Annotated in this window: 21 protein-coding genes; 8 read left to right on the forward strand and 13 right to left on the reverse strand. The window is 63.1% G+C overall.

Annotation, left to right across the window (positions count from 1 at the left end; genetic code table 11):
* The first annotated feature begins 262 nt into the window (after positions 1-262).
* Positions 263-2,557 carry a nitric-oxide reductase large subunit gene (locus BM167_RS14365; RefSeq protein ID WP_092893422.1) on the forward strand — a complete coding sequence of 765 codons (2,295 nt, stop codon included), beginning with the start codon at positions 263-265 and terminating at the stop codon, positions 2,555-2,557.
* Positions 2,558-2,599: 42 nt separating this feature from the next.
* Here BM167_RS14365 and BM167_RS14370 read toward each other — a convergent pair whose 3' ends face one another.
* Both BM167_RS14370 and BM167_RS14375 read right to left on the reverse strand, forming a co-directional pair.
* Complete coding sequence (locus BM167_RS14370; protein ID WP_092893423.1) at positions 2,600-3,190, reverse strand: hypothetical protein; 591 nt, start codon at positions 3,188-3,190, stop codon at positions 2,600-2,602.
* 168 nt (positions 3,191-3,358) lie between these two features.
* Complete coding sequence (locus BM167_RS14375) at positions 3,359-3,895, reverse strand: halocyanin domain-containing protein (protein WP_092893424.1); 537 nt, start codon at positions 3,893-3,895, stop codon at positions 3,359-3,361.
* 260 nt (positions 3,896-4,155) lie between these two features.
* Here BM167_RS14375 and BM167_RS14385 point away from each other — a divergent pair, with 260 nt between their 5' ends.
* Positions 4,156-4,512: a DUF7344 domain-containing protein gene (locus tag BM167_RS14385; protein ID WP_092893426.1), complete on the forward strand. Its 357-nt coding sequence runs from the start codon at positions 4,156-4,158 to the stop codon at positions 4,510-4,512.
* Positions 4,513-4,622: 110 nt separating this feature from the next.
* Here the strand turns inward: BM167_RS14385 and BM167_RS14390 are convergent, their stop codons facing one another.
* From BM167_RS14390 to BM167_RS14420, 7 genes are all read right to left on the reverse strand, one after another.
* Positions 4,623-4,982: a four-helix bundle copper-binding protein gene (locus BM167_RS14390; protein WP_092893427.1), complete on the reverse strand. Its 360-nt coding sequence runs from the start codon at positions 4,980-4,982 to the stop codon at positions 4,623-4,625.
* 93 nt (positions 4,983-5,075) lie between these two features.
* Positions 5,076-5,555 carry an Lrp/AsnC family transcriptional regulator gene (locus BM167_RS14395; protein ID WP_092893428.1) on the reverse strand — a complete coding sequence of 160 codons (480 nt, stop codon included), beginning with the start codon at positions 5,553-5,555 and terminating at the stop codon, positions 5,076-5,078.
* 76 nt (positions 5,556-5,631) lie between these two features.
* Complete coding sequence (locus BM167_RS14400) at positions 5,632-7,845, reverse strand: universal stress protein (protein WP_092893429.1); 2,214 nt, start codon at positions 7,843-7,845, stop codon at positions 5,632-5,634.
* On the reverse strand, positions 7,846-8,097 hold the full coding sequence (locus tag BM167_RS14405; RefSeq protein WP_092893430.1) for a hypothetical protein: 252 nt from the start codon (positions 8,095-8,097) through the stop codon (positions 7,846-7,848).
* Positions 8,098-8,378: 281 nt separating this feature from the next.
* Entirely contained in the window at positions 8,379-8,987 is a 609-nt protein-coding gene (locus BM167_RS14410; protein WP_092893431.1) for a rhomboid family intramembrane serine protease, read from the reverse strand.
* A gap of 139 nt (positions 8,988-9,126) precedes the next feature.
* Positions 9,127-9,546 carry a universal stress protein gene (locus BM167_RS14415; protein WP_092893432.1) on the reverse strand — a complete coding sequence of 140 codons (420 nt, stop codon included), beginning with the start codon at positions 9,544-9,546 and terminating at the stop codon, positions 9,127-9,129.
* Between the two features lie 96 nt (positions 9,547-9,642).
* Positions 9,643-10,890, reverse strand: coding sequence for an inorganic phosphate transporter (locus BM167_RS14420; RefSeq protein ID WP_092893433.1), 1,248 nt, complete (start codon positions 10,888-10,890; stop codon positions 9,643-9,645).
* A gap of 367 nt (positions 10,891-11,257) precedes the next feature.
* Between BM167_RS14420 and BM167_RS14425 the strand changes: the two genes are divergently transcribed.
* Positions 11,258-12,052 carry a ParA family protein gene (locus BM167_RS14425; RefSeq protein WP_092893434.1) on the forward strand — a complete coding sequence of 265 codons (795 nt, stop codon included), beginning with the start codon at positions 11,258-11,260 and terminating at the stop codon, positions 12,050-12,052.
* Positions 12,049-12,573 (forward strand): DUF8160 family protein, encoded by a 525-nt coding sequence (locus BM167_RS14430; RefSeq protein WP_092893435.1) that lies wholly within the window; start codon positions 12,049-12,051, stop codon positions 12,571-12,573. Before BM167_RS14425 ends, BM167_RS14430 begins: the two co-directional genes overlap by 4 nt.
* 218 nt (positions 12,574-12,791) lie before the next feature.
* On the opposite strand, the gene BM167_RS14435 is transcribed toward BM167_RS14430, so the two are convergent.
* Positions 12,792-14,018 (reverse strand): orc1/cdc6 family replication initiation protein, encoded by a 1,227-nt coding sequence (locus BM167_RS14435; RefSeq protein WP_092893436.1) that lies wholly within the window; start codon positions 14,016-14,018, stop codon positions 12,792-12,794.
* A 760-nt stretch (positions 14,019-14,778) separates the two neighbouring features.
* Here BM167_RS14435 and BM167_RS14440 point away from each other — a divergent pair.
* The gene (locus BM167_RS14440; RefSeq protein WP_177213386.1) at positions 14,779-15,804 is read left to right on the forward strand and encodes an AI-2E family transporter; all 1,026 of its coding nucleotides are present in this window, start codon (positions 14,779-14,781) and stop codon (positions 15,802-15,804) included.
* A gap of 72 nt (positions 15,805-15,876) precedes the next feature.
* Positions 15,877-16,638 carry a class I SAM-dependent DNA methyltransferase gene (locus tag BM167_RS14445; RefSeq protein ID WP_092893438.1) on the forward strand — a complete coding sequence of 254 codons (762 nt, stop codon included), beginning with the start codon at positions 15,877-15,879 and terminating at the stop codon, positions 16,636-16,638.
* Between the two features lie 8 nt (positions 16,639-16,646).
* Here the strand turns inward: BM167_RS14445 and BM167_RS14450 are convergent, their stop codons facing one another.
* Both BM167_RS14450 and BM167_RS14455 read right to left on the reverse strand, forming a co-directional pair.
* Positions 16,647-17,270, reverse strand: coding sequence for a phosphoribosyltransferase (locus BM167_RS14450; RefSeq protein ID WP_092893439.1), 624 nt, complete (start codon positions 17,268-17,270; stop codon positions 16,647-16,649).
* A 132-nt stretch (positions 17,271-17,402) separates the two neighbouring features.
* Complete coding sequence (locus tag BM167_RS14455; RefSeq protein WP_092893440.1) at positions 17,403-18,173, reverse strand: IclR family transcriptional regulator; 771 nt, start codon at positions 18,171-18,173, stop codon at positions 17,403-17,405.
* Between the two features lie 746 nt (positions 18,174-18,919).
* Here BM167_RS14455 and BM167_RS14460 point away from each other — a divergent pair.
* Both BM167_RS14460 and BM167_RS14465 read left to right on the forward strand, forming a co-directional pair.
* The gene (locus BM167_RS14460; protein WP_092893441.1) at positions 18,920-19,573 is read left to right on the forward strand and encodes a DUF8102 family protein; all 654 of its coding nucleotides are present in this window, start codon (positions 18,920-18,922) and stop codon (positions 19,571-19,573) included.
* A gap of 254 nt (positions 19,574-19,827) precedes the next feature.
* Entirely contained in the window at positions 19,828-20,220 is a 393-nt protein-coding gene (locus BM167_RS14465; protein WP_092893442.1) for a Rid family detoxifying hydrolase, read from the forward strand.
* Positions 20,221-20,256: 36 nt separating this feature from the next.
* Here the strand turns inward: BM167_RS14465 and BM167_RS14470 are convergent, their stop codons facing one another.
* On the reverse strand, positions 20,257-21,636 hold the full coding sequence (locus BM167_RS14470; RefSeq protein ID WP_092893443.1) for an aspartate aminotransferase family protein: 1,380 nt from the start codon (positions 21,634-21,636) through the stop codon (positions 20,257-20,259).
* Between the last annotated feature and the right edge of the window lie 2 nt (positions 21,637-21,638).

Consider the following 21,638-nt stretch of genomic DNA (forward strand, 5'->3'; position numbering starts at 1 on the left):
ATACGACACACTCACCACGAGGAGGCAGACGCCGGTGAACTGAACGAGTGCGCTCGCGCGAAACGGTTCTCGACTACGGTACTCGAATTCAGAGAATCGAGTCCGAAACGACTCCGCTACCGACGACCGGCAAGGAGTCTCCGTTCCGATAGATAGAGCCGGTCGCGGTCCACTTCGTACTCCGACGGAACATGTTCGACGGCTTCTCAGGCCTCGGGACCCTCGTTTTCCGTTTTAGTGGAAGGCAGAGAGACGCCGAGATATGAGGGTAACCAGACAGACACTTGCGAAACTGCTGGCGGCGGTGTTCGTCTTCAACCTCGTCGTCATGGGCGTCGGCGCGTGGTACTCGACGGCCAACGCACCGCCGATTCCGGACGACGTGACGGGACCGGACGGCGAAACCGTCGTGACCGACGAACAGATTCGCGAGGGGAAGGTCGCCTTCCAGCGCGACGGGCTGATGAACCACGGGTCGATTCTCGGTAACGGCGCGTACTTCGGCGAGGACTTCACCGCACAGGCGTTAGACTCGAAGGTCCAGTACATGCGGGAGTACTACGCTCGGGAGCGCCACGACTCCTCGTTCGAGGACCTGAACGAAGACGAACGGGCCGCAGTCGAGTCGCGCGTCGAACGCGAACTCGACGCGTCGATGGGCGGCAGCGAAAGCGTCGAGTACTCCGCCGCGGAGGTGTACGCTCACAAACAGGTCCGGCAAGACTACGTCGAACGCTATCACGAGGGGTCGGCCGAACACGGCGTCCCCGCGCAGATGATAGATTCACAGGAGGAAGCAGAGCGGTTCGCCGACTTCGCGATGTGGACGGCGTGGATAGCCCACACCGACCGTCCGGGAACCGACCACACGTACACCAACAACTGGCCGTACGCGCCCGACGCCGGTAACACCCCCACGGCCGGGACGATGACGTGGAGCGTCATCGCGATGGTGCTTCTCGTCGCGGGCGCGGGTATCGGCGTCTGGCTCTACAAGTCGGTGAAGCTCCCCGAACCGGAGACGAAGGGCGTCAGCGTTCCGAAACCGTCGGAGCTATCGGTGACCCCGAGTCAACGCGCCGCGACGAGGTTCGTCCCCGTCGCCGCCCTGTTGTTCGTCGGGCAGGTGTTCTTGGGCGGGTTGCTGGCGCACTACTACATCGAGCGGGGGGACTTCTTCGGGCTGAACGAACTGCTCGGGATAGACATCCTCTCGCTTCTCCCCTTCGCTTTGGCGAAGACGTACCACTTGGACCTCGGCATCCTCTGGATAGCCACGATGTGGCTCGGCGCGGGTCTGTTCCTCCCGCCGCTTTTGACGGGCCACGAACCGTCGAACCAAAAGCGGTACGTGAACGCGCTTCTCGGAGCCCTCCTCGTCGTCGTCGTCGGCGGGTTCGCCGGCGTCTGGCTCGGCGCGCAGGGGTACATCGACGGCGAACTCTGGTGGATCATCGGCAACGAGGGGCTGGAGTACCTCGAAGTCGGGCGACTCTGGCAGTTCGGCCTGCTCGGTGGCTTCGGCCTGTGGGCCGTCCTCGTCGCTCGCGGGTTCAAGCCGCTGTTGGACCGCGAAGCGCCGTACGGACTGGCGCACATGATTCTGTACGCGGGCGGCTCTATCGCCCTGCTCTTTACCGCGGGGATGTTCTACACCCCGCAGACCAACATCGTGACGACCGAGTTCTGGCGGTGGTGGGTCGTCCACATGTGGGTCGAGGGCGCGTTCGAGTTCTTCATCCTCGCCATCGTCGCGCTGACGCTCGTGAGCATGAACCTCCTGTCGCGTCGGTCCGCGGAGAAAGCCGTCGCGTTCGAGGCGCTGTTCGTGATGGGCTCGGGCGTCATCGGCGTCTCCCACCACTACTGGTGGGTCGGCCAGCCCGATATCTGGCTCCCCCTCGGGAGCGTCTTCTCGACGCTCGAACTCATCCCGTTGGTGCTCATCCTCTTCGAGGCCATCAACGAGTACCGGGCGTTGGCGACGAGCGGAACGGAGTTCCCCTACAAGCTCCCGTTCATGTTCATCATCGCCTCTGGCGTCTGGAACTTCGTCGGCGCGGGCGTGCTCGGGTTCTTCATCAACCTCCCGTTGGTGAACTACTACGAACACGGCACCTACCTCACCGTCGGCCACGCGCACGCGGCGATGTTCGGGGCGTTCGGCTTCCTCGCACTCGGCATGGCCACGTACATGCTGAGACTCACCGTAAAGCCCGACAGGTGGGGTGAGACGAACCTCCGCCGCGCGTTCTGGCTGTGGAACGTCGGCCTCGCGGTGATGGTGTTCGTCTCCGTCCTCCCGGTCGGGTTCCTCCAACTGGAGGCGGCGTTTACCCAGAACTACGCGTTCTCGCGGAGTCTCGCGTTCTACGACTCCGGCATCATCCAGACGCTGTTCTGGGCGCGACTCCCCGGGGACACGCTTCTCATCCTCGGAACGGTCGTGTTCGCCTACGACGTGGTCAAAAAGCGGTTCGTCGTCCGGTCCGTCGACTCCGACGCGTCCGACGAGTCGACGCCCGTCTCCGAACGCGTGTTGGGCGGCGACGACTGAGGCGACTCCCCCTCGGTTCGGACGCCGCGGACGCTCCTTTTTTCACGGGATGTCGACGTCGAGGAGGCCCCCGCCCGTACCGATTTCGACGACGCCGTCCCGGTGAACGACGATTCCGTATCCGAAGAGGCTAAACCGGAAGACGGGGTCGTCGGACGCGCCTCCGTCGCTTCTGACCGGGGTTTCGACGGCGAAGGTGAGAGCCGCGAGCGTCGGCGACCCCTCCGAGAGCGATTCGAGCGTCGCCTCGGGGACGTCCGAAATCGCTCCTTCCACGGTGAACGCTATCGCCCCGGGACGGGTGTCGTCCGCGTCGTTCTCCGACGACGACCCGAGCGCGTCCATCCCCGGCGAGAGGTCGTCCGTATCGGGCGTCTCGACGCCGACGTCCACCGTTTCGAGTCGGAGCGACGAACGCTCCGCGAGGTCGATCCCGACGGCGTCCGATTCGCCCGTCGAGATGTCGACGCGGGCCGGGTTCAGGGTCGCCCCAGCGAAGGAACCGAGCAGTTCTTCGGTCATCGTTATCGTCCCGCGGACCGCGAACGCGACCCGGTCGGGCGGGCGAACGTCGAATATCTCGTCGGTCAGCCGAACGCTCTCGTTCTCGTCGAGGTGGACTGTAAAGCTCATCGGACGCTCCTCTCTGCGGAGAACCCCGCGAGACGAAAGGATGACGCAAAATACGGGCCGAGACTCCCTTCGAAGCAACACTGCTTTGCGCCGAGAAGAACCGAAGTCGAACCTCGCCGCGGCGTCCGAGCGGAGCGGTGCCCGAAAAGAGTGGGTTCGCGGCCGCTTTTACTCGACGACGACTGCGCCCTTCATCCCCATCGCTTTGTGCGGTGTACAGATGTACTTGTACGTTCCCGCCTCCTCGAAGGTGTGTTCGAAGGTGTGACCCGACTCGCCGACCATCTCGCTCTCGAACGACCCGTCGTCGGCGGCCACGTTGTGACTGCCGCCCTCGCCGGTCCACTCCCAGACGACGGTGGTACCGGAGTCCACGCGGACGGCCGCCGGGGCGAACGCGTAGTTACCGTTGTTTCCGCTCGCGCCGACGGTGACGGTCACGTCCGAGGTTCCCGTCTCGTCGACGACGCCGTCGTAGTTGCTCACGTCGTCGAACCACCCGTCGAACGACGCTTCGCCGCCGCCGGACTCCGAAGTCGGAGCGTCCGTCGGTGTGTCCGTCGCCGTATCCGTCGATTCGCCTCCGCTTTCGCCTTCGGTCGTCGTTCCTTCGTTTCCGCTTCCGGTGCATCCGGCGAGTGCGCCTACGGCGACCGTTCCGACGGCCGCGGCGAACGCGCGCCGAGTCGACTCAGAGTTCCTCATACAGTCAGCAGTTCCGGCGGTACGGCACAGTCGTTTGTGCCGAACATATTCGGACGGACTCTCCGAGACCGACAACAGACGAGAACTCGCCGCTCGGGGTCCGACGACGAGAACGCGAGCAGGTCGTCTCGCACGGGAGCGTTCTCCGCGCGGGAGGAGTCGTCCGCGAGTTCTCGGGGCGTCGTCTCCCCTATCGACCCCACGATATTAGGTACATTACTTTTGCAGATAGGCCCACCCGTTTCAAACGAGAGAGTCCCATGGCAGTCACCGAACCCCACCCCCTACCCCCCTCCGTCCGAGACGACTACGGCGCCGTTCTGGCGAACGACCGCCGACGGGCTATCGTCGAGATACTGGCCGAAGAGAGCCGTTCGCTCCCCCTCCGCCTCCTCGCCGGATGGACCGCGGCGGAGACAGAGGGAGTTCCCTTAGACGCGTTACCCGAACGGTGCACCGACCGGACCGCGATCAAACTCCACCACATCCACCTCCCGAAGTTAGACGAGATAGGAGTCGTCGACTACGACCCGGACGAGGGCCGAATCGCACCGGGTGAGAAGATGGAGGTCGCGCGCCGTCAGTTGGCGTCGTTCCGGTCGGCCCGGAAGAACTGAACGGACAGTCGGGACGTCTCCGTTCGAACCGCACGTTCGAATTCGAGACTCTACCCGGACGACGGACATCGACGCGGCGAAAATAGCGAGGCGCGGGCGTCTTTTTCGTCTTACGCCGAGGCCATGCTTCGGCAGGTTTCGGCGCACTCCCGCAGAACGTCGGCGCAGACCTGGCAGTGGTCGTGGTCGTGCTGTGAGCACTCGTCCGCGCACTCCTCGCAGAGGTCGGCGCAGACTCCCGCGAGGTCGGAACTGTAGTCGGAGTTTCGAGCCATGAACCGAGCGTGCATCGTCGTCACGTCCGCGACGTCCCGGCAGAGGCGGATGCATCGCTCCATTTCCTCTCCCTCGTCGATGCACTCGTCTGCGCACCACTCGCACACTTCGGCCGCCTCGAAGCAGTTTTCGAGACAGTCGCGCTGTTCGTCGCTCAGGTGGTCGATTTTGGACGCGGTGTCTGAAAGTGACATACGTTCGACTAGTCGGTCGTATCTCGTTTGGATATTTTGGCCGACGAACGCGGAGAAGTCGGAATCCGGACAGTCGGACGATTCGGCCGGTCGTCAGTCGGAATCGTCGATTTCGCGACCGAACGGGCTGTACGCGCAGGTGTACTCGTTTCGGATTATCTCCTCTTCGGCTATCTCGAATCCGAGTTCGCTCAGTTCGCGTCCGATTCGGCTCAGGTCGTCGCTGTCGCGGCCCACGGCGGTGATGTGAACGTTCTCGTCGCCGGTCATTATCTCGCGGACCGAGACGACGCCGTCGACTTCGAGCGCCTGCTTTGCGAGCGTCTCCCGGTCGGGGATCGGCGCGGTACAGAAGATGATGGTGTAGAGCTGATACCCCATCTCCTCGTAGTCGACGTCGAGGTGGCTCCCGCGGATGATGCCGTTAGATTCGAGCTTGCTGATTCGGTTTCGGACGGTGCTGGCGGAGACGCCGCGGGCCTCCGCGATGTCCCGCCCGGACGTGTGTCGCGCGTCCCGTTGGAGCGCGTAGATGATGTAGCGATCGAGGTCGTCTATCGATGTCGACGCCATGCTACGACGAGCGAGCGAGACCCCGATATGTGTTTTGCTCCGCGAAACGCGGGCGAACGGAGCGGTTCGAGGCGGCTCAAAAGAGCCAGCGGTCCGCGAGGCGAGCGACGCGTCCGCGCCGCCTCGCGTCCTGCCCGTGGACCATGAGTACCGAACAGCCCCACTCGTCGACGATGCGCGACTGCGTCTGGTCGGACCCGCCGAACCGTTCGCCCCCGAGTCCCACGACTAACAGATCGTCGTCCTTCGGGGGTTCGTCGGTGCCGCCGCCGTCGGCGAACGGCAACCCGGTCCGGACGGGAGACGAACAGAGTTGGCCTATCTCGTCGTGGTAGTCGCGTATCGTCCGCGCCCTCGTCGGCCGGGCCTCGACGTCGACGGCGTGGTTGAGAGCGACGGTGGCGCCCGCCTCGCCGGCGATGGCGTCGGCGACGGCGACCTTGGTCGGGTCGTACGGACCCTCGTCGGTCAGCACGCCGACCGTCTCTATCTCGTCGAGTCCCCGGTCGTCGAAGAGGGCCACGTCGCACGGGGCGTGTCGAAGCACCCAGTCGGTGTGGTTGCCGAACAGGCGGGCTCGGAGGCCCGACGCGCCGGGGTCGTGTTCCATGAGGAGCATGTCCGCGCCCTCGTGGGCGGCGTAGTTGACGACGGCGTGCTTCGTGTCGTGGCTGACGATGGTGCCGCTATCGACCGGGACGTCGAACTCCTCGTCGAGTTCGTCCGTCTGTCGCTCGAACTGGATGTCGGCGGGCGACTCCACCTCCGAGGCGTGCGTCAGGGGGACCTGGTCGGGAACTTCGTCGAAGCGGACGACGGTGACCCGGCCGCGGTTGGGACGCGCGAGGTCCGCCGCCACTCGGACGAACGACCGCTCTTCGTCTTTCGACACGTCGTGGGGGATGGCCACGAGGACGCGGTATCCGCTCGTCCACTCTTCGATGGTGGTCCGGGTTCGTTCGACGGCGCTCTGTCCGATCTGCTGTCGGACGGCGTCGATGGCTGCGCCCTCTCTGTCGACTCTCGGACGCGCGTACGCGAAGTACCAAACGATACCGGAGACGGTCATCACCGCCGCGCCGACGAGCGGAACCGTCCCCATCTGCGTGAGGAGGACCACGCCGCCGACGATACCGAACGCCTGTAGCCACGGGTAGAGCGGCGACTCGAACGACGGTTCGTACTCGACGTTCCCCTCGCGGAACGCCACGATGGCGAAGTTGATGAGGATGAAGACGAGAATCTGGAACGCGCTGGCGAGTTTGGCGATGTCGAGGATCGGGACGAACGCGATGAGGATGAGGAGAACGACCCCGGTGAGCGTGATGGAGGTGCTCGGCGTCCCGAATCGGTCGCTGACGACCGAAAGCGAGGACGGAACGAGGTTGTCGCGACTCATCGCGAACGGGTACCGCGACGACGAGAGGATGCCCGCGTTAGCGGTACTGACGAGCGCCAAGATGGCGGCCGCGACGATTGCGAGGACGCCCGCCGTGCCGAGAGTCGCCTCGGCCGCGACGGCCATCGGGGTGGCGCTCTCGGCGATGCTTCCGGGGTCGGTGACGCCGACCATCACCGCGACGATGAGCGTGTAGAGAACCGTCGTAAACGTGAGCGACCCGACGATTCCGAGCGGGATGTTGCGGTCGGGGTCCTCGACTTCCTCGGCGACGCTCGCAATCTTCGTCACGCCCGCGTAGGAGACGAACACCAGTCCGGTCGCGGCGAGGAGGCCACCGACGCCGCCCTCGAAGAACGGCTGGTAGTTCGCCTGCTGGACGCTCGGCGTCCCGCCGACGGCGAACCACACTAACGCCGCGAGCATCACCGCGACGATGCCGACCTGTAACCGACCGGTCTGTTTCGCGCCGAAGAGGTTTATCAAGACGAGAAGCGTCGCCAAGGCGAGAGCGACTGGCGTGACGATTCCCGACGGAACGTCGAACAACAACAGGAGGTACGGGACGCCGCCCACGAGGGCGAGTGCGCCCTTAAAGGAGAGGGAGAACCACGTTCCGAGTCCGGCGACCGTTCCGAGGAGCGGACCCATCCCGCGTTCGATGTAGAGATAGGTGCCGCCCGCTTCGGGCATCGCCGTCGCCATCTCGGACTTCGACAACGCCGCGGGCAACACGAGGATGCCGGCGACGACGTACGCGAGGATAACCGCCGGACCGGCGATTTTGACCGCGAGTGCGGGCAGGATGAAGATGCCGCTTCCCACCATCGCGCCGATGCTGATGGCGAGCACGGAGTAGAGTCCGAGGTCGCGCTCCAGCGACTTCTGCATTCAGTCCGACCCCCCTTTCGGACCGTCTTTCGGCGCCACGATGGCCACCGTCTCGGCGTCGATACCGGCAGCGTTCGGCGAACGCGGACCGGTCGGCGTCGCCCCCCACGCTGGTACCCTGTCCTCCCGTACACGTCGGACCGCAGTCTCGCTGTCGTCGGCGAGACGGACGGATTTGCGTCGCTCGCCTCTCGGTCGAGCGAACGGGCGGGCGACGTGACCGCCATCGGCGATGAGTGTTTTCGTAGACATGGTTAGATCTGTGACCGCCGCCAGTCGTCCCGGCGTCGCGTACCCTCACATCTCGGACGAATCCACATAAACTAGGCGGTTGTGATATCGACCCGTTAAAATAATCACTATATACTGCGCATCCGTCCTATCACGGCGGCCGGAGAGAGAACGTGTCCGTCGGTTGGCCTTCGGGTTAGGAACGGTGCCTCAGAAACCGAGCGGAAAAGAGGAGAGACGACTACGGACGTCGAGGCGGCGTTGCCACTTCTCACCGCGAAAGAGGGGACGACGAGGCTACATCACTGCCGGTCGTCGCGGAGGAGGCGGAACCGTCCGGCGGCCAGTCCCGCGACGGCACCCGTAAAATGAGCGACTAACGCGCTCTCGGGTGCGCTGTAGGTGAGCGTGAGAGCGAACGCTATCAGCGCGACGAGGACGACGACGACGCGGGCGGGGAGGCGGAACCGGTCGAGGAACGTCGCCGAGACTGGGTTCGAAGCGAGGACGTAACCGACCAACGCGAACGCCGCGCCACTCGACCCCAGTACCGCCGTCGGGTTGCCCAGGGCGACTCCCGACCACACCTGTGCGACGGCGGCGAGTGCGCCCGTCGCGAGAAAGAACGCGTGGAACTTGAGTCGGGTCGTCGAGAGCGAGACGATGCCGCCCGCGACGGCGATTATCATCGCGTTCGAGAGGAGGTGTGCGGGGTTCGCGTGGGCGTACACGCTCGTTATCACTCCCCACGGCGGGTCGAGGACGGGCGGCGCGAGGACGAACAGTCGCGCTGATCCGACGAGGAAGCTCACCCACGTCAGAAGAGAGACGACGACCATCGCGGCGAGCGTCTGGGCTGCGGGGTTTCGAACGACCCGCCCGAACGGCGACTCCTCGCGGTCCGATTCCATATCGGTCTGTGGGACCGGGGTGTATGAAACGTTACGGACGAGCCCCCTCGAAGAGATTCCCGTTATACGACCGTCTCCACGGTGTGAGCGAGTTCGGGTTTCGCGCTCTCGTTCTCGCGGTGCGAAACGGCGGGGGCGTTCACCGGACGACGGTGACCGGGACGGGGGAGCGCCGGACGACTTTCTGCGCGACGTTTCCGACGAGCAGTCGTTCGGCCATCGTCCCGCCGTGCGACCCGACGACGACGGTGTCGAACTCTTCGGCTCGGTCGAGAATCGATCGCGCGGGGTTCCCTACCCGAACGTCGGTGGTTATCTCGGCGTCGTTCTCGGACGCTATCTCCTCGGCGCGGTCCAGTATCTCCCGCGCGAACTTCTTCGCGGTGCGTTCGACGTCGTCGGCGAGTGCGATTGCCGCCGCTTCTCCCCACATTGTCGAGGGTTCACCTACCACGGTCAGGACGGTTATCTCTGCGTCCGGGTGGGCTTCGAGAGCGTATTTGAGCGCTCGCTCCGACATCTCGGAGTCGTCCATGGGGACGAGAACGCGGGATATCATACGTCTCGTACGCCCGCCGTCGAAATAAGGGCGGGGGACGACGGGCTGTCGTCCCGCCGAGCACCGTCCCCGCGAGGCGACCATCTCTCGAACCGACTACAGGACGAGCGTAAAGAGGAGAAACGACCCGATGACCGACAACGTCGGCGAGAGAATCCACAGGGCGACGATTCGACCGGTGGCGGCCGGGTCGAACAGGCTCTCTGCGGTGACGTCTTCGGGCTCCTCTTCTCCGATGGGCGGGACGGAGACGTCGTCTGTGCCGTCTACGTCTTCGTCCTCACCTCTCGCGAGTCCGCCGACGGTCGGTCCGGCGGGCGAGTCATCGTCCGTCGGCGGCGACCCGAGCGCTCCGGTGGTGATGGGCGTTCGCGAGGCGGGTTCGCCGTCCGGAGCGGCGATTTCCGCGAGCGTCGCGACGCGACTCGCCCGACCCCACCCGAGTCCGATGATACAGCACGTCGTACTCACCGCCAGACTGGCCGGGATGCCGAGTTGCGAGAGGACGGTGATGATCGTCGCGCCGACGACGGAGACGACGAGTGCCGCCAGGATGGGGAGGTCGGTGATGTCGTCTCCGACGGTCGCCAGCGTTCGTCGAGCGATGGTGAACCCGCCGAGTCCGATGGACGCCACGGCGAGGAGTATACCCTGCTCTATCGTTATCGAGCCGTTACCGACCAGCGGTGCGACGGCGTTCGCCGCGTTCGACGCGCCGGCGCTGAACCCCATGTAACACGCGATACCGAGTACGAGAAGCGATCCGACGACGTCGCGGGGCGGGACGTGCCGGTTGAGTCGTGGCCGGGGCACGAACCCGGAACGGTCGATCTGAACGAGCGGGTCACTCAGCCGTCCGAACGAGAACCGAGCGTCGAGGTGAGGGTAGAGATACCGCCCGGTGACGACGCCGATTGTGAGTCCGACCAACGGCGCGACTATCCACGCGGAGACGATGGTGAACATGACCGTCTCGTTCAGCGTGTCAGTCGCGAGTCCGAGACCAACGATTGCGCCGACCGCGGTCATCGACGTCGAGGCGGGGACGCCGTAGACGTTCGATATCAAGAGCGCCACCCCCGAGAAAAACAGGACGCCGACGCTCGCCTCCGGCGAGAACTGCGTCGCCGGAACGATACCGTCGCTCATCGTGTCGATGACGTTCCGACCGACGGTCCACGCACCCCAGAACGCAAAGAGCGTGAAGAGTGCCCCCGCGGTGACTTTCCTGACGATTCGACTGCCGACCGCCGGTCCGAACGCGACGCCGGTCGACGACCCCCCGATGTTGTACCCGACGAACGCCGCGACCACGAGACCGGAGACCAAGAGTAAGGAAACCATAGGCGATATCACCATCTTCACCGGCGACGTACAACGGAGTACCCCTTTCTGAGAGACGGATTCGTCGCAAATTTATCTCGACTCGGTCGCACGCGCCGACTCGGTACCGGAAGCGAGGCGCGGAGGAGTATCGTACAGATGACCGGATTGGAGGCGGCGAGATCAGTGTACGTTTTGATAGCAGATATCGCTGTGACTTCAAAACTCTCTTTGATAGTTTTGACTTGTGGCCCGACGTCCGGTTGCTCGCCGAACCACCGTTATATGCGGCGTTGCGGCGTTTTCCGCTCTGAGAGAGGAGAAAAACGTCAGAGACAGTTTTGACAGACACACTCAACTATAAGTTTGGACGGCAAAGACAGTCCGTATGGACGAGCCAGTAAAACTCTGCGTGTCGAATCAGAAAGGAGGCGTCGGGAAGACGACTATCGCTATCAACGTCGCCGGCGCACTCAACGCTCGCGGGCACGACGTTCTGTTCGTCGACCTAGACCCGCAGGGCAACGCGACGGAGAACCTCGGCCTCATGGAAGCGTACGACGACGAACCGCCGACGCTTTTCGACTGCCTCACGGAGGCCGAGAAGCGAGACGAGATCGAGAACATCGTCCGCGAACACCCCGAGATGGACGTGGTTCCGTCGAACATCGACATGACGGCCGCCGAACCCGAGTTGACGCTGGCGCGTCGAAGCGGCGAGCAACTGGATTTAGTCCTCCGAGAGATAGAGGCGACGTACGACTACGTCATCGTCGACTGCCCGCCGAACCTCGGGAACCTCATGGACAACGCGCTGTTTGCGACGCAGAACGTCCTCATTCCCGCACTCGCCGAGTCGACGTCGAAGCGGGCCTTCGAGTTGTTGTTCGACCACGTCGACGCCTTAGAATACGACTACGAGATAGACATCCGAGACCGCGCCGTCGTCGTCAACCGCATCGACGTGCGGAAGAAGCAGGCCCGAGAGATGGTCGAGTGGATAAACGCCGCCTTCGAGGACGTACCGGTGTGGGAGATTCGCGAACGGGCGGACGTCCAGAAGGCTCTCGACGCCGGTGTCTCTCTCCTCGAATTCAACCCCGACTGTGACATGTGCGAGACGTTCCTCGAAATCGCGGCGAACCTCGACGAACAGTTCGGTCTCACGGAGGCGGACGCATGAGCGACGATGACCGCGCGGACAGACTCCGGCGGCGGCGCCAACGCGCCCGTGACCGCGCCCAAGAGGGGTCGGAGGCGGACGACGGCGCAGACGCCGACGACGCCGACGTGGCCGGTGGGGATCGAACCCCCGACTCGGAGGAGGAAGGAACGAAAGCCGAATCGGGAGAGGCGGACGAGACAGGAGAGGCGGACGAGACAGGAGAGGCGGGGAAACCGTCCGAGACAGCAAAACCGGCAAAACCGGAAAAGACGGACGGGAGCGAAGAGTCGGACGAGGACGGGAGTCCGGCGACGTCCGTGAAAGACGAACAGAAACCGACGTACATGTACCTCCCGCACGACGTGCGGCGGAACCTCGACAGGGCGTACGCGATGCTCAAAGCCGATTACGAGTACGAGTTCGACGAGAGTTTCGAGAAGAACCGCCACTTCTACCCTCTCGTCGTCTCTCTGGGACTCGACGCGATGGACGAACTCGACGCCGAGAGCGTCAAAGAGAGACTCGAAGACGTCGAGTGACCTTTTCGCCGTTGCACCCTTCTCTGCAGCGCGTTTCTTATCTCCTAGCTAGTAACAACTAGTAGTAGCTAGTAACTAGTTACTACTAACTACTACTAACTACCAGTTTGCCGCCGTACCGAGTGGGACACACCACTTCTGCAAGTGAATTCGGGAAAACGGCATTCACTTGTAAGAGTGGTGTGGGGGTGGAACGCCGCGAGAGAACGGATTAGACGTTAGACGATGCCGTGTCGCTGTGCCGTCGTCCGGATATCTTCGAGTACGCTCTCGAGGGAGAGAACGTCGGTGAGTGCGGTCATCGCGCTGGAGAACGGAACGTCGAGCGCGTAACTGTAGTAGTTCCCGCGAGAGCCGGTTCGGTTCTCTTCGGCCGAGAGGATACCGAGCATCCGAAGATCAGAGAGGTGGTTGTGAATCGACCGTTGGGCGAGCGGTTCGATGTCGGCTTTCTCACAGAGACTCACGTACTCGTCGTACACGTCTCGCATCCGACAGGGAGTCTCGCGTTGGGCCGCCTTCGAGACGACGGCGAGGAGGGCGTAGTGGCCGTTGACGGTGAGTTCTCGCATCCCCTCGACGACGCGTTCCTGTTCCAGTTTCTCTCTGGCGATTTCGACGTGGTCACGGGTGATACCCTCGTCGTCGCGGTTCTCCGCGTACTCGCCCGCCAGTCGGAGTAAGTCGAGCGCTTGTCTCGCACTTCCGCTGTCTCTGGCCGCCAACGCCGCACAGAGGTTCAGCGCCCCGTCGTCGTACGCGCCTTCAGCCAGCGCGACGGTAGCCCGAGATTCGAGGATGTTCTGCAGTTCCGGCGCGTCGTACGGCGGAAAGTGGAGTTCGCGTTCGCAGAGCGTGTCCTGTGCGCGAGGGTCGAGCCTGTCTCTGAACTTGAAGTCGTTCGAGATACCGACGATGCCGACTTTCGCGTGCTCTAACTTCCCGTTCGACCGGGCGCGCGGGAGTTCGTACAGCAGTTCGTCCCGTTCCCCGATCGAATCTATCTCGTCGAGGACGACGAGTATCGTCCCGCCCAACTCGTCGAGTTCCTGGTAGAGTTTCTTGAAGACGGTCTGTTGGGGGTAACCCGTCGAACTTATCTCACCACCCGAGGGACGGAGTTCGTTCACTAACTCGATTGCGACCTGGTACGACGAGTTGAGCGTCTTACAGTTGAGAGAGAGAACGTGCAAGTCGATATCGTCGTACCGGTCGACGTCTTCTCGCAGGACCTTCAGAAGGTACTCGGTCACCGCCGTCTTCCCGACGCCCGTGTTCCCGTAGAGGAACACGTTGTTCGGTTCCCACCCGTCCACCACGGGTTGGAGTGCGTCCATGTACTCGTCTATCTCCTCGTCCCGTTCTTGAATCCGCTCCGGTCGGTAGGACTCCCCCAAGGCGTCCTTGTTGTGGAAGATGTTCTGTTTCCGCTCGAAGCGGCGCATCGTGATACGACTCTCAGAGTGTACCAACTTAAAACCACGGTTACAACTGATTCATCTGATGCAAGTGAAGACACACACACTCCACTGTTACAAGTGAAGCTAGTGTGAGAGGGTACTCTAGAAGAACAACACACCACTGTTTCAACTAAAGCGATGACATAAATGACCCTCCTTCGGCGTCAATTTAGGGAGTAGGTGCGCTACAGACGACATTTTCACTCGAAACGGTGGTGTCCGAACGGCGAACGAGCGAGAGTTCGCGTCGCCGATGTCGCGTCACCGACCCCCCGTTTTCGCCCTTTCACTTGCAGAAGTGGTGTGTCTGTGTGCCCTCTCGCGCGGCCGACCCGGGCGAACCACCGTCTCGAAACCGTGACCGACACCCCCCTCCCCACCTCTCCTCCCCGATTCACTTGCAGCAGTGGAGTGTGTGTGTCGCCGAGTGTTTCACTCGCAACAGTGGTGATCGGCGCTCGCGCCGACGATAAATCCGTACGGCCGCCTCGTCGGTGACGGGTCTTCGGTGGCGCGTGGTATCCGAACCATCGGGCTCAAGAGATTTTGTCTTGGAGTGTGAGTCGTCGTACGTGAAACTGACTTCCGTCTATCATCTCCACAGTCGAAGCCGTCGATGGAGGGCGCCAGGGGCGATGGCGTCGCCCGCCTCGCCTCTCTTAGTACCGCCTCTCTCCGTCCGCCGCAGACTCCCGGACACCCCGTGTCACACCGGTCGGTCGAGAGACGGACGGAGCCTCCGGTCGTGATACGTTCCAGTATCGACGCGCGGAGCGTCTTTTTCACCGTTCTGCTCGCGTTCTTCGCGCTCCTCGTCGCGGCGATAATCGAACCGTTTCTCTCGTATCTCTTGGGGGTGATTCTCCTCGCGTTCGTCCTCTTCCCGCTTCAGGAGCGACTCGAACCCCGCCTCGGCGCTCAGATATCGGCGCTCGTTCTCGTCGCGAGTGCCATAAGCGCGACTGCCCTCGCCGTGGCCGCGATGGTGATGGCGATTCCGACCGATCCATCGAGAGTCACGCGGACGATAGAGAACGAACTCGCGCGCGGAGAGTTTCAGAGACAGTTGGAGGGGGCTCTCGGCGTCGAGTTGCCCCTCCAGTCGTTCCTCGCGAACGCGCCGCGCCGCGTCGCGGAATTCCTCGTCGGCGACATATCGAATCTGGTCAGTGCGACGACGGACCTCTTTATCGGCGTTCTCCTCCTCGTCTTCTCGCTTTACTACCTACTGAAAGACGGTGACCAGTTCGTCGAGTGGGTGAAACGGATGCTGCCGTTGGACGCGGCGATAACGGAGGAACTCATCGACGAGGCGAACGCAACGACGTGGGCCGTACTGAAGGGCCACGTCTTCGTCGCCGTCGTTCAGGGAGTCGTCGCGGGCGCGGGTCTGTTCGCTGTCGGTATCTCGAACGTCGTCTTCTGGACGGCGGTGATGATGTTCTTGGCGCTGCTTCCCATCGTCGGCGTCGCCGCGGTTCTCGGCCCCGCCGCCCTCTATCTGTTCCTCGACGGCCGCATCCTCGCGGCGGTGTTTCTGACCGTCTACGCTCTCACCGCCGTCGCCCTCGTCGACGACTACCTCCGGGCGTACGTCGTCGATAGAGGCTCGTCGCTCCATTCGGCGGTCATCCTCGTCGGCGTCTTCGGGGGGGTGTACGCCTTCGGCGTGATGGGTCTGTTCTACGGGCCCATCGTCATCGGACTGTTCAAGCGACTCGTCCGCCTGTTCAACGAGAACTACGTCGAGACGTCCGAGACGCGAACGTAGCTGACTCTCCCCTGCGAGAGGATACCATACCGACGCAATCCTTACGCCTCTTCTGGTGGTTGACTCCCACGCATGGACCTGTCAGCCGTCGTCGACGACGTAAACGAGAATCCGCACCGTCGACGAACGTTCTACGAGTATCCGGAACTGTACGAGTTCTATCACTCTCGCGCTCTCGACCGAGAGGCACAGGTCGGGCTACTGGAGCGGTTTCTTCCGGAGGGCGCGACTCGCGTTCTGGAGTTCGGATGCGGTACCGGTCCGCTTCTCGCCCGCATCGAAGACGACTACGAGGAGGTGTTCGGCGTCGACGTGAACGAGTCGATGATCGCGGTTGCCGAACGGAGAGTCTCGAAGGCGACGCTTCGGCGTGCGGACTTCACCGAGTGGTCTGCCGCCGCCGACGGCAGGACGTTCGACATCGCGGTTCTGATGGGTGGACTGCTGCACCTGACCGACGACCGTAGCGTCGAGGCGTTCGCCGCGAACGCCTACGATAGCCTGCGAGAGGGAGGAGTGTTCGTGACGTTCTTTCAGCCGTTTTCCGAGGACGTCGAGAACGGAACCGTAGACGTTCAAACCGTAGAATCGGAGCGGTACACGGTCGAACGGCACTCGACCAGCGCGCTCACCTCGCGGGAGGGCCATTACACGACCACGTACGCGTTCGACATCGTAGACCGAAAGCGAGACGAGAGCGCCCGGATGGGAACGGTGTTTGACGGCCGGTTTCACGACCCAGACGCGCTCAGAGAGACGTTCTCGGCTGCCGGTTTCGAGACCGCCGAGACGATCGACCGAGAGGGACCGACGCTCCTCCACGCGGTGAAGTAACGCAGCAGTCAGAAGCCGAGATACTCCATCGCCTCCTCGTCCGATACCTGGCCGAACCGGTCGTAGAACTGCCCGACTGCGCGGAAGTTCGACGGCGTCGCCAGACAGATCACCTCGTCGGCTTCCGCCGCCAGTTCCTCCATCGTCCGCGGCGACCCGACTGGAACGGCGAGGACGACGCGCCGCGCGCCCGCCTCGCGAACGGTCCGGATGCACGCGGTCGCGGTGCCGCCGGTCGCGACGCCGTCGTCTGCTATCACCACCGTCTCACCGCGGAGTTCGGGTGCAGGGCGATTACCCCGGTACCGGTCGGCCTTCTCGCGCGACGCGCGTTCGACGGCCTCGCGTTCCGCCTCGACGTACGCTCTATCGACGCCTCCCGGTCCGACCGCGTCTTCGTTCAGCCAGAAGTGGCCCTGACTGGAGACGGCACCGACGGCGTACTCGGGGTTGTTCGGCGCACCGATCTTCTTTGCGACGATGATGTCGAGTGGGACGCCGAGTTCGTCGGCTATCGGGCGTCCGATCGGGAGTCCGCCCCGGGGGATTGCGAGGACGACGTCCGCCTCGACTCCCTGCTGTACGAGTTCTTCAGCCAGTCGCCGCCCGGCGTCTGCTCTGTCTCGGAACATCTGTGCCACTATATACCACGCACGGTGGGCAGATAAGCGGCGTCCCGACCGCGCCTCCGGCGACAGGCGGTAACCCGGCCCGTCGCCGGTCCGCCCCTTTCCCGCTCTTTTGGCGATTGCGCTCAACTGGCTTCACTGCGACTCCGTCGAGAGGGTTCGCTCGAACGCGTCGACTTTTTCGGCTATCGCGTCGACGACGGCGCGTTCCCTCGACTCGTCGTGAACGTACGTCGGGCCGTAGACGTTTATCGCACCGCACACCTCCCCTCGTGGCGTTTCGACCGGCATACTGACCGCCCACATCCCGTCGATGGCCTCCTCGACGTTCGTCGCGTAGCCCCGATTTCGAACGCGTTCGAGTTCGTCGAGGAACGCTTCCGTCGAGGTGATGGTGTGGTCCGTCTGGGCGGGGAGGCCCCACCGGTCGAGAATCTCGCGGACGCGGTGGTCGGAGTACCGAGACAGTATCGCTTTTCCGGACGCGGTGCTGTGGACGTAGAACAGGCGGCCGTCGACGAGGTAGGAGGGAGTATCGGAGTAGGTGGATTCGTCGTACAGCGAGACGATGCGGCCGTTCTCTTCGACCGTGAAGTCGGCCTCCAGTTGCGTCTCGTTCGCCAATTCGGGGACGATTTCTTCCGCCACCCCGTAGACGTCGTTTCGCTCTCGGGCGTAGGTTCCGAGGTGATAGAGTTTCAAGCCCACGTGGTACGTGTCCGCTTCGCGACTGACGTAGCCGTACTTTGCGAGGGTCTTGAGGTGGTTGTGGACGGTACTCTTCGCGAGTTCCGCCTCCTCTGCCAACTCCGCTAACGTCGCGCCGTCGAGTTCCGTGATGAGTTCGACGAGTCGAAGCGAGATGTCAGTCGTCTGAAGCGTATTCCCGGTCCGGCGCGGTTTCATGCCTCGGTTTTCGCGTCGGAACTACTTATCAGTGCGTCGCTCCCTACCCGAGGCTCCATTCCGGAGAGCCGAACGGGTTTTTATACTGGGGTCGAACCGCGGACGGTACCCGGCGGGATATGCAGATGTTGTATACGAATTTCAGATAGATAGTGATAGAATATTAATTTTAGTATTAAAATAGAAATAACTTCGCAAAGCACGCCTTCTGGCACACATAAACCTTGTAATTAATTAAACGTCTCTAAGCGAAAACGAATTTCGTATACTACGTCTCTACTATCATGGTTATTGGCTATAGTTCGCCAGTTACCGTTACGCGATTAGTTCTGTAACGGAATCACGTTTGGGGTCCTTCCTCGAGGACCTAGAACGGAAAACTGCCGCGTACACCGCGCCGATTCGTTCGTCTCTCGGAAATGAGGCGAGTTGCCAGAGGGCGGAGATTCCTCCCCCGGTGGCGAACGCGTTTATCACTCCCGCATCGACGAGGGAGTCGAGCACGGCGAGAAATTCAGTATAAACGTTGTGGTGACGGCTGCGAACGACCGAGGGGAACCGATTAGCGGACCGGTACCTGCCGAGAGGGAGGATATTTAAACGATATCTGTATCCTTCCTCGTTCTCCCCTCCCGACTCTTGTGGGTTGTCTGTGGCGATCTGTCCCGGAGAAAATGACTATTTTCGATGCAACGACGTTTGTAGCCTCCACAAACCTTATTTAAAGATGTACACGATAAGTGTGTATGGAAGACGACTCACGAACGGACGGCGCGGACGACACCCTCGCTCACGCCGCGGACAGAGAGCGCGGTATTCTCACACCGAGTGACCGCGAGTTCCTCCTCGGACGGAAGACCGACTACACCGAACACTCGAAAAAGCAGAAACGGAACCGCATCCGTCGTCGTCTGCGGAACGCCATCCTCGATTTCACCATCCTCTTCGACCACCTCGAAGACCGCGACCGAGAGACGGTGTTCAACCCCGAAGACGAGTCTCGCGAAGCGTACACACAGGGTATCGTCGATATGCTCGGCTTCCTTCATCTCGGGACGATGGGCTACTACGTCCCGTTCAAGGACATGCTCGGACAGGGCGTCAACCGGGCCGAACAGAAACTCGCGGGCTCCGATTACCGCATGGTCACCGTCGATTTCAACGTCGACCCGGTCGGCCAAATCGACGTGGACGAGGTGGTAGACAAGTTAGAGGCCGGTCACTTCGACGAGGTGACAGACGAGGAACTCCGCGCGTTCGTCCGCCTCATGACGGAGTCGGAGGCGTTCTCGCCCGGCGAGATGCGGTCGGGGATGAAAGAGCAGATGCCGGAGTTCGTCGACGCGGTCGCCGAGGCTACCGACGCGCGCAACCGCCGCGTCGAAGACCTGAACGACTGACCACCCCCTCGGCCCGTCGTCTCCGTCGGGCGCGTACCCGGGTGAGAGTTCGACCCTCCCCACCGTTCGAGTCGTCGTGACGTCCGCCGTTCCGACCCTCTGTCTGACTCCGCGTTCGACCCCCCGTCCGACCCCACTTTCGATCCGACTTCGGTCGTCGCTCGATTTGCCCGCCCCGAAACGAAAACGGTTTTCGTATAACTATATCCGAATAACGTTTATGAACCTCCGTCGAGACGGTCCGTTCGGAACCCATGACAGAGAAGACTGCCGTATCCACCGACGACGCGCCGCGGAACGACAACCCGTACTCGCAGGGCGTCCTCGCCGACGGACTGCTTTTCGTCTCCGGGTTCGGTCCGGTCGACCCCGAGACGGGAGAGGAAGTCGAGGGCGACGTGGGGACGCAGACGCACCGCGTCGTCGAGAATCTCGCCGCCGTCGTCGCGGAGGCCGGTGGTTCCCTCGCCGACGTGGTGAAAACAACCGTCTACGTCGCCGATATGGACGACTACGAGGCGGTCAACGAGGCGTACGCCGACCACTTCGAGGAGACGCCGCCGGCGCGCGTCTGCGTCGAGGCGGCCCGCCTCCCGGACGACGTGCGCGTGGAGATAGACGCGATTGCGAACGTCGAGGAAGAGTAAACCGACGCCGTCGCGCGGTCGCGGCGTCGGTCCGATTCAGACCGCCGACTTCGCCGTCGTCGCGTGTTCGATGGCGTCTTCGATGACGTCGAGTGCGGTTTCGGCGAGTTCCCGCGTGAGGACGAGAGGCGGGAGGAGACGCAGGATGTTGCCGTAACGACCGGCTTTCCAAACGAGGACCCCGTGTTCGAAGCAGTAGTCCTGTATCGCGTCGCCGATGTCGCCGTCGGGGGTGCCGTCCTCGTCGACGAACTCCGCGCCGATGAACAGGCCCTTCCCGCGCACCTCGGCGAGTTGCGGGTTGGACTCGCTCACCTCGCGCAGGCGCGTCTGGATGTACTCCCCGAGTTCGCGGGCGTGCGCCAACAGGTCGTGGTCTTGGATGTACTCGATAGCGCGGGTTCCGGCGCGCATGCCGACGACGTGCCCGCGGTAGGTACCGGCGTGGTCGCCCGGCCCCCACGTGTCGAGGTCCTCGTGGTACATCGTCGCAGAGAGGGGAAAGCCCGTCCCGCCGAGAGCCTTCGCGGAGGTCATCACGTCGGGCGTCACGTCGTACCACTCGCTTGCCCACCACTCGCCGGACCGGCCGAGTCCGCTCTGTATCTCGTCGAACACGAGGGGGATGTCGTTGTCCGTCGCGATGTCGCGGAGACCCTTCAGGAACCCTTCCGGGGGCGTGATGACGCCGCCCTCGCCCTGAATCGGTTCGACGAAGATACCCGCGGGATTCGCGAGTCCGCCGTAGGGGTCTTCGACTATCTCTTGGACCTCCTCTAGGGCGTGGTCGACCGCTTCCTGCGGCGACTTCTCCTGTCGGAACGGGTACGGGTACGGCGCGTGAACGACGTCGGGGAGAAGCGGCGTGTACGCCTCCTTGAACTTCTTGTTCGACGTGACGCTCATCGCACCAGTCGTCGCGCCGTGGTACGCCCCGCGGAAGGCGATGAGGCCGTCTCCGCCGGTGTTGTACTTCGAGAGCTTGATGGCCGCTTCGACGGCGTCACTCCCCGTCGGCCCGCCGAAGACGGTGCGCATGTTCCCCTGCAGACCCGCGGGCGCTATCTCGTCGAGTTTCTCGATGAGTTCGAGGCGCGCCTCCGTCGGGAAGTCCACGGTGTGGACGAACTTGTCCGCTTGCTCGTGAACCGCATCGAGGACGTAGGGGTTCGAGTGGCCGACGTTGAGAACGCCGATACCCGCGAACATGTCGATGAACGTGTTGCCGTCCACGTCGCGGACGGTCGCGCCCTTCCCCTCCTCGAACGCGATCGGGATGTCGTCCGGGTACGCGACGGCGCTACTGTCGATGTTCTGCTGTTTCTCTAGGAGTTCGCGCGACTTCGGACCCGGGACGGAGTCGACCGACGGTGCCTCCTCGTAGTGTAGGTCCGCTATCGATGGTCCTCTTGCCATGT

Origin of the sequence: Halopelagius inordinatus (assembly GCF_900113245.1) — an archaeon.
Classification (GTDB): domain Archaea; phylum Halobacteriota; class Halobacteria; order Halobacteriales; family Haloferacaceae; genus Halopelagius; species Halopelagius inordinatus.

Bases quoted from the DNA above. Each gene is read 5' to 3' on its own strand.
- BM167_RS14365 (WP_092893422.1), top strand. From the start codon at position 263: ATGAGGGTAACCAGACAGACACTTGCGAAACTGCTGGCGGCGGTGTTC.
- BM167_RS14370 (WP_092893423.1), bottom strand. From the start codon at position 3,190: ATGAGCTTTACAGTCCACCTCGACGAGAACGAGAGCGTTCGGCTGACC.
- BM167_RS14375 (WP_092893424.1), bottom strand. From the start codon at position 3,895: ATGAGGAACTCTGAGTCGACTCGGCGCGCGTTCGCCGCGGCCGTCGGA.
- BM167_RS14385 (WP_092893426.1), top strand. From the start codon at position 4,156: ATGGCAGTCACCGAACCCCACCCCCTACCCCCCTCCGTCCGAGACGAC.
- BM167_RS14390 (WP_092893427.1), bottom strand. From the start codon at position 4,982: ATGTCACTTTCAGACACCGCGTCCAAAATCGACCACCTGAGCGACGAA.
- BM167_RS14395 (WP_092893428.1), bottom strand. From the start codon at position 5,555: ATGGCGTCGACATCGATAGACGACCTCGATCGCTACATCATCTACGCG.
- BM167_RS14400 (WP_092893429.1), bottom strand. From the start codon at position 7,845: ATGCAGAAGTCGCTGGAGCGCGACCTCGGACTCTACTCCGTGCTCGCC.
- BM167_RS14405 (WP_092893430.1), bottom strand. From the start codon at position 8,097: ATGTCTACGAAAACACTCATCGCCGATGGCGGTCACGTCGCCCGCCCG.
- BM167_RS14410 (WP_092893431.1), bottom strand. From the start codon at position 8,987: ATGGAATCGGACCGCGAGGAGTCGCCGTTCGGGCGGGTCGTTCGAAAC.
- BM167_RS14415 (WP_092893432.1), bottom strand. From the start codon at position 9,546: ATGATATCCCGCGTTCTCGTCCCCATGGACGACTCCGAGATGTCGGAG.
- BM167_RS14420 (WP_092893433.1), bottom strand. From the start codon at position 10,890: ATGGTTTCCTTACTCTTGGTCTCCGGTCTCGTGGTCGCGGCGTTCGTC.
- BM167_RS14425 (WP_092893434.1), top strand. From the start codon at position 11,258: ATGGACGAGCCAGTAAAACTCTGCGTGTCGAATCAGAAAGGAGGCGTC.
- BM167_RS14430 (WP_092893435.1), top strand. From the start codon at position 12,049: ATGAGCGACGATGACCGCGCGGACAGACTCCGGCGGCGGCGCCAACGC.
- BM167_RS14435 (WP_092893436.1), bottom strand. From the start codon at position 14,018: ATGCGCCGCTTCGAGCGGAAACAGAACATCTTCCACAACAAGGACGCC.
- BM167_RS14445 (WP_092893438.1), top strand. From the start codon at position 15,877: ATGGACCTGTCAGCCGTCGTCGACGACGTAAACGAGAATCCGCACCGT.
- BM167_RS14450 (WP_092893439.1), bottom strand. From the start codon at position 17,270: ATGTTCCGAGACAGAGCAGACGCCGGGCGGCGACTGGCTGAAGAACTC.
- BM167_RS14455 (WP_092893440.1), bottom strand. From the start codon at position 18,173: ATGAAACCGCGCCGGACCGGGAATACGCTTCAGACGACTGACATCTCG.
- BM167_RS14460 (WP_092893441.1), top strand. From the start codon at position 18,920: ATGGAAGACGACTCACGAACGGACGGCGCGGACGACACCCTCGCTCAC.
- BM167_RS14465 (WP_092893442.1), top strand. From the start codon at position 19,828: ATGACAGAGAAGACTGCCGTATCCACCGACGACGCGCCGCGGAACGAC.
- BM167_RS14470 (WP_092893443.1), bottom strand. From the start codon at position 21,636: ATGGCAAGAGGACCATCGATAGCGGACCTACACTACGAGGAGGCACCG.